Below are 3038 nucleotides of genomic sequence, written 5' to 3' on the forward strand. Positions count from 1 at the left end.
ACGAACGTCTCTCTTTCCTTCATTTCGTTCGTTCGCCGTTTTTTCTCTGGGCAGCTTCCTCTCGATTGGAAATCCGGGATGGCCGCTGCTTTGTTTGAGTATGCCCAAATTTATGGAAGGCGTATGTCTAATTTTGGATAATCAACACTCGTGAAGTGATAATTTACATAATTATTCTAGCAACATATCTCGAAGGAGTTCTAAATCATTCTGTCTATCTGCTTTAAATGCTGTCAATGCATTTAAAGTTGGTTCAATTGCATCAATAAATGACCTCTCACCAAGACGAAAACCTCTCTCACTAAGGTTCTTCAAGCGTTGGTTTGCAGCATCTACAAGGCTAATTGCATGGTCTATTCTTTGATTAGATGGGATAGTAGAAAAACTTAACCATTGTCGATTAATCTCGGTAAGATAATGCCGGAAAGCCAGTGGTTCTCCCCAAGGTACAGTAGCAGGGTTTGTTGATTCTAACAATGGTCTACAATATTGACAAACTGGACCGAAGCTACCTGATAATCCACGTTGATATGCTAAACCAAGTGACTGAGGACGAAATTCAGATAAAGTATTGGCATCGTAATACCATACTCTTCTTTGTCTATCACTCGTATATTGAACATCAAAGGTGGCTGGATCAAAAGATCTTACATTACGAAAATTTCCTGAAGCTAAGCCTGTTACCCCTGCACTTGCATATATTAATCCTTGTTGATTTGAGTATCCAAGTAATATTTTTTTACCTGACAAAACCAAACTTAAAAGCCCGTCTAACAAATTGTAAATAAATATTTCTTCAGTAACAAGAAAGTTTCTTGGGTTTTTCACAACAAGATAAAAACCATCTACTGGGTAATTAACGAGTTCGTTCAAAAGTCGGTCTAAAGATTGGCGATCCATTATAACATCTGGTCCTAAAGCAATTGTTGAATATACAGGGACATCTAAATTCATTGACTCTGCTGTTTCAGCAAAAACATAATGAATATTCAACCAATCTTCTGTAACAGAATTTGAATAGCGACCAGGAAGTATTACTTCACTTACTTGTAACACCTCAATCTGGTATGTTATGACTCCTTCACATAACTGTTCTGCTCCATTTGTAGCAAAATCGGTTGTAGCAAACTCTACTCCTTTCCAATAAGGATAATTTAGAATATTTTCTCTTTCAGTTCTAGGTTGATAAAATTGTGGGTCGAACAACACGCTTGCGTTTCTTTCTCTTAATTCATTAGCATGGCGTTCAATTTGATCGGGCCTATAATTTCGGGGAGATAAGATAACTCCTGTATCTGGATTATTCTCAACAAATTCGATATCCAATTGTTGCATACCATGTCCTTGTTGCAAATAAAATTTCAAGATATCACCTCTTTCAAAGCATTTAGAGCAATAATAGGATTTGCGGGTCTTCGGTGGGCAGGCTTTTTCATGCACCAATCTATTATTTCTGACAAGTTACTGCTACAATTTGATAATTTTGGTACATCAAATTGTAGAGTGCGCATTAATGCTTCTCCTGGAGAACTACAATCTTTGGTGAAAGGATTTTCGCCTGATAACATTTCGTACATAACTATACCCCAAGCAAAAAGATCTGTTCTTGGTGAAATACTACGCTTTTCATTTCTTATCTGCTCAGGTGCAGCATACCCAGGAGTTAATGGGCCAAACATGGCAACATCTTGTGTTAAACTTGTTAAATTTAAATGACGAGCAATTCCAAAATCAAGTAATACTACTCGGCCATTTTCCCCCAGCATAATATTTTCGGGTTTTATATCTCGGTGAACTAAATGTTGTTCGGCAACTTCACATAACGCATTTAAAAGTTCATAACCAATTTTGACTGCTTCAGACTCTTGCATTGCTCCTAATCGTAAACGTTCTCTTAAACTAACACCTTCAATAAATTCTTCAATTATGTAAACGACATCTTCGTTGGCCACCTTACTTCTACCATAACTATGTATTTTAGGAAATCTTGGTGGAGAAAACTTAGATGCCGCATCAATTTCTCGCATAGTTCTTTCATACTGCTGTTCCACCTTAATAACCTTGAGGGCTACCATACCTTCCTTTTCAGTGTACGCTTTATAAACGTATTTCTGTCCACCTTCACCTAACTTGTTTTTAATTGTTATAAATGGAAATGCTGATATTAATTCCGGAGAATCAGGAGAAAACAGTTCTGAATTCATTTAAATTCCTCCAACAATTTTTCATTAATCATCCATAATATTGGAGAATTCTTTAATCCCGTTTCGGCTGAATGAATAACTGTCTCTAAACCGGATTGCTCATTAAAAAAACTAAGTCCAATTCCTCTTTTTTTACATTCTAGCGAAATTAAATCAATGAGACTTTTTTTTTCCGAGGGCATCAATACATATGAATCTTTGGTAAACCATAAATGTCTCTCAGCCTGTTCAATCGCAGTTTTCCATTGAAATAGCTTAGCTTCAAAAACCCACAATCGATTTACTGCCAAAATCTCTGATTTTGGATTAGCTTTTATTAGATGCCCATTTGTTCTAACCAACCCCCTATCTGTTAATTCCTCAACTAAGGAACGAAGTTGACTTCTACTACAGAGAAGAAAATTACCAAGTTTTTCAGTTGATACCCATCGACGTGATGATAAATAGGACATTGCATAAGCAGCTTTAGTTGATAGAGGAGGAATCTTAGAATGAATAAAATTAATTCGTGATTCTAGAATTTCTGGTTTATATTCAATAACAACAACATCAGGTTTCCCAAACCCAGTATTTACCTCTCTCCATATCTTATAATAGTATCTTTTCTGATTTTTTTCAAAGTACATTAAATTAACAAATGAATTAACAAAATCAGTCTCTGTTACCCAAGTCACTTCTGTTTCCTCCGTTCTAGATTTTTATCATGCCAGGCGTGTTGATTATCCAATAAAATCCAAAGGGTATAGAAAAAAGAGCACCTTTCCTGTAGAATGTGAGTAGCGACACAAACAAACCCAGGAGGTGCTCTCTATGAACAAGCATACCACACTCCCG

3 protein-coding genes and 1 pseudogene are annotated in these 3038 nt (G+C 36.2%); 1 reads left to right on the forward strand and 3 read right to left on the reverse strand.

Features of this window, described 5'->3' with window-relative positions; all coding sequences use genetic code 11:
- A pseudogene (locus tag ACVBDQ_RS17815) lies at window positions 1-141 on the forward strand (IS4 family transposase); the annotation flags it as partial.
- A gap of 30 nt (window positions 142-171) precedes the next feature.
- On the opposite strand, the gene ACVBDQ_RS17820 reads toward ACVBDQ_RS17815, so the two are convergent.
- Genes ACVBDQ_RS17820 through ACVBDQ_RS17830 form a run of 3 tightly spaced genes read right to left on the reverse strand, consistent with a single transcriptional unit; the run spans window position 172 to window position 2878 of the window.
- On the reverse strand, window positions 172-1365 hold the full coding sequence (locus ACVBDQ_RS17820; RefSeq protein WP_241766411.1) for a hypothetical protein: 1194 nt from the start codon (window positions 1363-1365) through the stop codon (window positions 172-174).
- Window positions 1362-2204, reverse strand: a complete 843-nt coding sequence (locus tag ACVBDQ_RS17825) for a serine/threonine protein kinase (protein WP_033026707.1) — start codon at window positions 2202-2204, stop codon at window positions 1362-1364. The genes ACVBDQ_RS17820 and ACVBDQ_RS17825 overlap by 4 nt, the downstream gene beginning before the upstream one ends.
- On the reverse strand, window positions 2201-2878 hold the full coding sequence (locus ACVBDQ_RS17830) for a hypothetical protein (RefSeq protein WP_033026708.1): 678 nt from the start codon (window positions 2876-2878) through the stop codon (window positions 2201-2203). The genes ACVBDQ_RS17825 and ACVBDQ_RS17830 overlap by 4 nt, the downstream gene beginning before the upstream one ends.
- Window positions 2879-3038: the final 160 nt, after the last annotated feature.

It is taken from the genome of Geobacillus sp. CCR (assembly GCF_052906625.1).

Coding starts and splice junctions, on each gene's coding strand:
- ACVBDQ_RS17825 (WP_033026707.1), bottom strand. CDS start 2,204: ATGAATTCAGAACTGTTTTCTCCTGATTCTCCGGAATTAATATCAGCA.